Source organism: Brevundimonas sp. (assembly GCF_013823285.1).
In the GTDB taxonomy this organism is placed as follows: Bacteria; Pseudomonadota; Alphaproteobacteria; order Caulobacterales; family Caulobacteraceae; genus Brevundimonas.
The window spans coordinates 1-4,490 of record NZ_PNLV01000148.1 but is presented as its reverse complement, the minus strand read 5'-3'; the positions used below and the strand labels follow the sequence as shown (position 1 = coordinate 4,490).

General features: G+C 69.4%; 5 protein-coding genes. 2 read left to right on the top strand and 3 right to left on the bottom strand.

Features of this window, described 5'->3' with window-relative positions:
* Positions 1–496: 496 nt before the first annotated feature.
* Positions 497–1,627 (bottom strand): L,D-transpeptidase, encoded by a 1,131-nt coding sequence (locus tag C0461_RS13555; protein ID WP_292107742.1) that lies wholly within the window; start codon positions 1,625–1,627, stop codon positions 497–499.
* 80 nt (positions 1,628–1,707) lie between these two features.
* The gene (locus C0461_RS13550) at positions 1,708–1,872 is read right to left on the bottom strand and encodes a hypothetical protein (protein WP_292107741.1); all 165 of its coding nucleotides are present in this window, start codon (positions 1,870–1,872) and stop codon (positions 1,708–1,710) included.
* 124 nt (positions 1,873–1,996) lie between these two features.
* On the opposite strand from C0461_RS13550, the gene C0461_RS13545 reads away from it, so the two are divergent.
* Together C0461_RS13545 and C0461_RS13540 are read left to right on the top strand one after the other, a co-directional pair.
* Positions 1,997–3,139 (top strand): GNAT family N-acetyltransferase, encoded by a 1,143-nt coding sequence (locus C0461_RS13545; RefSeq protein WP_292107740.1) that lies wholly within the window; start codon positions 1,997–1,999, stop codon positions 3,137–3,139.
* A 2-nt stretch (positions 3,140–3,141) separates the two neighbouring features.
* Positions 3,142–4,038, top strand: coding sequence for a transcriptional regulator (locus C0461_RS13540; RefSeq protein ID WP_292107739.1), 897 nt, complete (start codon positions 3,142–3,144; stop codon positions 4,036–4,038).
* Between the two features lie 6 nt (positions 4,039–4,044).
* Here the strand turns inward: C0461_RS13540 and C0461_RS13535 are convergent, their stop codons facing one another.
* A complete protein-coding gene (locus C0461_RS13535; RefSeq protein ID WP_292107737.1) occupies positions 4,045–4,332 on the bottom strand; it encodes a hypothetical protein in 288 nt (95 codons plus the stop codon).
* Positions 4,333–4,490 lie beyond the last annotated feature (158 nt).

Genomic DNA, 4,490 nt, shown 5'->3' with positions numbered 1-4,490 from the left:
CGGTTGGAGCAGGTGTCGTCGCGAAGATTACGGAGTAATCTGCGCGACGAGCGCCGTGCGCGGAAACCGCACACGGAGGCGGCGCCGGCGTGGTGGCCAAGATCACCGAGTAAGCTCGGTCTTCTGACCTGAATACAGAGCGGCCCCGGAGGAAACTCCGGGGCCGTTTTGCCATCCGGCCTCAAGCCGCGAGCGACCGCGTCGCGAGCATAGGCCGCGAAAATGGGCCTCAAGCCGCGAGCCTCCGCGAGGCGAGCATAGGCCAGACATAAAAGAGCGGCCCCGGAGGACGCTCCGGGGCCGTTTTGCTTTTCCCTCTCCCGATGGGAGAGGGCTGCGCGCAGCGGGATGCGAAGCAGACCGCTTCTACAGCGCGCAGGGTGAGGGTCGGATGTCTTCATCCGGGCCCACCGAACCCTCATCCCCCGCGCGCAGAACCTCCGCTACGCTCCGGTGCGCGGGTTCCCCCTTCTCCCAACGGGAGAAGGCAGGCGCCTCAGACAAACTCCACCACCACCCCCGGCTCCACCCCCGACGCCAGCTGTTCGGCGTCCCAGTTGGTCAGGCGCACGCAGCCGCTGGAGGCGGTCTTGCCGATCTCCGCCGGCTCGGGCGTGCCGTGGATGCCGTAGCTGTCCCGCGAAAGGTCGATCCACACAGAGCCCACCGGATTGTTCGGACCCGGCGGGATCACCACCGCGCGGCCGCCGCTGGCCGAGCTCAGCCGCGACGGGTCGTAGGTGTAGTTGGGCTCCGGCGCGACCGCCCGCACCGTGTGCCTGCCGGACGGGGAGGGGGTCTCGCCGCTGCCGATGGTGGCCGGATAGAAGGCCAGCAGCTGTCCATCCGCATCGAAGGCCCGCACCGAGCTCTCGTTCTTGTTGACGACGATCCGCGCCACCTCGCCGTCCAGCTCGGCCGGGCCGGTGGAGGCCACGACGATGCGCTGGCCCGCGCGCCCGAAATCGACGCCGGGGTTCAGCGCATCCAGCAAGGCCTCGCTCATGTGGAATTTCTCGGCCAGCGCCTCGCGGGCGTCGGCGTAACCCACCGTCTCCAGCTCGGCCATGGCTTCCATGCCCTCGGGAACCTCGCCGATGAACGGCCCGGCCGCGTCCTCCCCGGTGATGGTGTAGTCGGTCAGCACCCTGTTGCTGTCGCCCGAAGTCAGTTGCTCGAACACCTCGGCGCTCAGTTCGCCGGTCACCTCAAGGTCGTTGGCCTCCTGGAAGGCCGCGATGGCCTGGCGGGTATTCTCGCCGCCCAGCCCGTCGATGATGCCGGGCGAGAACCGGGTGCGGTCCAGCAGAATCTGGACCCGGACCATGGCCGGGTCTGGCCGCGCGTCCTCTGGCAGGGCGTCGTCCACCGCACCTCCCCGGGCCGCCGACGCCGCGTCTCCGCTCTGGGCGTCCGCTGAATCGCCGCTGATCGACTCGCCGGCCTCGTCAGATACGGGCGGCGTGAAGGTGGCCGACTCGATGGATTGCCGCAGCCTCGCCGCCTCGTCCGAGGCCGGACTCGCCGCCTCCGTGGCCGGCCGCTCGCGATCCCGATCGCCACAGGCCGCCGTGGCGAGCATTGGCAGGGCGGCGAGCAGGGCGATGTGGGAAGGGCGAATGATCATGAACAGGCTCCGGACAGGGGTGTGCACAACCAACCCCGCCCGGCCGCGCCTGTTCCAATCAGCTCTTGAGAGAGAGCAGCCTAGTTCTCTTCGCCCGTGGCGGGATCGGTGGCCGTTTCCCCCGAGTTGGACGAGCCTTTGGCCCCCTTGGGCTCGGTAGCGGGGCGAGGCGGCTCGCCCTCGTTGGCGGGCTTGCGCAGCTCTTCGTTTTCGACAGAGCGGTTGTCCGGACGTTCGTCGGTCATGGCCTTGATCTCCTGTGTGTTTTCCTCAACGCCCCGACAGGCGGTGGGGTTTCGTTCACCATGCCCCTAAACCGTCCTGCAACGGGGACAGGGGTAGGGTCCGGCCATGCGACAGGAGCCCGGCATGCAAACCCTGACCGTCGAGATCATGGCGGCCGACGCCCTGGGCGAGTCCGAATGGACCCTCTGGCGCCAGATGGTCGCCGCCAATCCGGACCTGACCTCCGCCTATTTCCGCCCCCGCTTCACCCGGGTCGCCGCCCGCGTCAGCCCCGGCGCCGCCGTGGCCGTGCTGCACCGGGGCGGAGAGATCGTCGGCTTCTTCCCGTTCCAGCGCCGCGGCGGCTCGATCCTGCCGCTGGGCGCGCCCATGAACGACTTTCACGGCGTCATCGCCCGTCCCGGCGAGGCGCCCGAGCTGCATGGGCTGGCCCGCCTGCTGAACGGCGCGCGCCTCAACGTGGGCGCCTGGGTGGGCGAGGCGAGGGGGCTGGTGGAGCGCGACTGCCTGATGGTGACCCTGCCCGAGTCCGGCTACGAGGCCTGGTACGCCGAGCGCCGCGAGACCGAGCGCAAATATTTCAAGGACAAGGAGCGCGCCCGCCGGGGGCTGGAGCGCGACCTTGGCCCCATCGAGACCCGCACCGACCAGCGGGACACGGCCCTGCTGGATCGCCTGATTGAGCTCAAGCGCGACCAGTACCGCCGCACGGGCCGCCACGACATCTTCGCCTGCGGCTGGACCCGGGATCTGCTGCACGCCCTGATGGACGAGCAGGAGGGCGACTTCGGCGCCTCCATCGCCACCCTGACGGCGGGCGACACCGTGGCGGCCATGGAGTTCTCCCTGCACGCCGGGACCCGCTGGCACTTCTGGTTCCCGGTCTATGAGCCCGCCGCGGCGCGCTGCTCGCCGGGCATCATGCTCAGCATGGACACCATGCGTCTGATGGGCGCGCGCGGCTACCGGGTGTTCGACTACGGCTTCGGCGGCGAGGGCTACAAGAAGTACTTCTGCAACGCATCCCAGACCGTGCGCGAGGGCGTCATCGTCCGACCGGGCCTCGGCGCCACGGTCAGCCAGGCGGCGGTGGGCGTACTCAACGCGGCGGGCGGGGATCGCGGCGAGCGCCTGCGCGCCAGCGTGCGCCGCCGTTGGTCAGCCATCGAGGCCTGCGAGACCGATCCCGCCGCCCGCGCGCGCGGCGTCTTCGAAGCGGCCCGCGCCGCCCTGGCCAAGGCCAGCCCCGCCCGCGCCGAGGCCTGAGCATGGACGGAACTCGCTACTCAGGCCCCATCCGCGAGGCCCGGGTCTTTCCCCACGGTCTGGTGGCCGCCGGGTTCGCCGACGACGACCGGCTGGCCCAGGTGCTGGACCGCTATCCGGCCGGGCTCATCGACATCAACCTGTACGACTACCAGGACGACGGCGGCCACACCCTGCGCACCGGCGCGCGCGGCGCCCTGTCCGGCGCGGACCTGCTCAAGGCCATCCAGCAGGGCCGGCTGTGGGTCAATCTGCGCGACGTGCAGGACGGCTGGCCCGAGCTCTGGGCCGCCGCCATGGACGAGTTCGGTGCCATCCAGTCGTCGATCCCCGGCCTGAAAGCCGTGCGCAACGCCGGCCAGCTGATCCTGTCATCGCCCAAATCCGGCGCGCCCTACCATTTCGACAATGCGGGGGTGGTGCTGTTCCACATGCGGGGCCGCAAGCGCGTCTTCGTCTATCCCGGCGACGAGACCCACCTGCCCGAGGCCAGCATGGAGCAGGTCATCGCCCTCCAGACTACCGAGGAGATCCCCTACCGCCCCGACTTCGAGGCCGACGCGTCGGTCATCGATCTGGAGCCCGGTCAGGCCCTGACCTGGCCCATCTACGCCCCGCACCGGGTGCGCAATCTGGACCAGTTCTGCGTCTCGCTCTCCATGGACTTCCAGACCTGGGGCTCGCGCTTCAGGAACGGCGCCCTGTTCACCAATGCGGTGCTGCGCGAGCGCGGCGGCCGTCCGCGCCCCACCGACCGCATGGCCCGCCCCGAACTGGCCGCCCGCTGGGCCGCCTCGCTCGCGCTCAAGAAGGCCGGGGTGATGAAGAGCCGCATCCACGACCTGGCGCGTGATTTCGAGCCCGACGCCGAGGCTGCGGATGGAGTGAGGGCGCTCTGATAGCGTTCAGCCTGGCGCTGAGGTCTTGAACAGCATCCTGAAGCCGAAGCGCATTCCGAAGCAGGCGAGCACAAACACGAACAAGCCGCTCAAAATCTGGCCCGAGGCCATGATTTCAGTCCAGGTGAAATCCAGGCCTCTCGCAAGCGCTCGCTGGATATAGATAAAGGACATCCACGCCCCGAATGCGGCTGCGGCGGCGGACAACAGCATGATCATGACAGCGTTCAGAGCCTTCGCGGCCCTGTCTTCCAGACTTGCGCCTTTGGGCGGCATTTGCTGTTCAGGGTCCATCTACGCACCTTAGCAGTGGGCGCCGCTGCTGCCCAGCAGGCGGCTCGCGATCGGCCCTGCGCCGTTTGCCTTTCCACCCCCGCTCTGATAGACGCCCGCCTTCGCTCCCGTGACCCCGGTCCCGGAGGCGGTAAATCCGTGGGAGGCCGCCATGCCGC

Excerpts from the sequence above, each read along its gene's own strand:
- C0461_RS13555 (WP_292107742.1), bottom strand. The coding sequence starts at position 1,627 with ATGATCATTCGCCCTTCCCACATCGCCCTGCTCGCCGCCCTGCCAATG.
- C0461_RS13550 (WP_292107741.1), bottom strand. The coding sequence starts at position 1,872 with ATGACCGACGAACGTCCGGACAACCGCTCTGTCGAAAACGAAGAGCTG.
- C0461_RS13545 (WP_292107740.1), top strand. The coding sequence starts at position 1,997 with ATGCAAACCCTGACCGTCGAGATCATGGCGGCCGACGCCCTGGGCGAG.
- C0461_RS13540 (WP_292107739.1), top strand. The coding sequence starts at position 3,142 with ATGGACGGAACTCGCTACTCAGGCCCCATCCGCGAGGCCCGGGTCTTT.
- C0461_RS13535 (WP_292107737.1), bottom strand. The coding sequence starts at position 4,332 with ATGGACCCTGAACAGCAAATGCCGCCCAAAGGCGCAAGTCTGGAAGAC.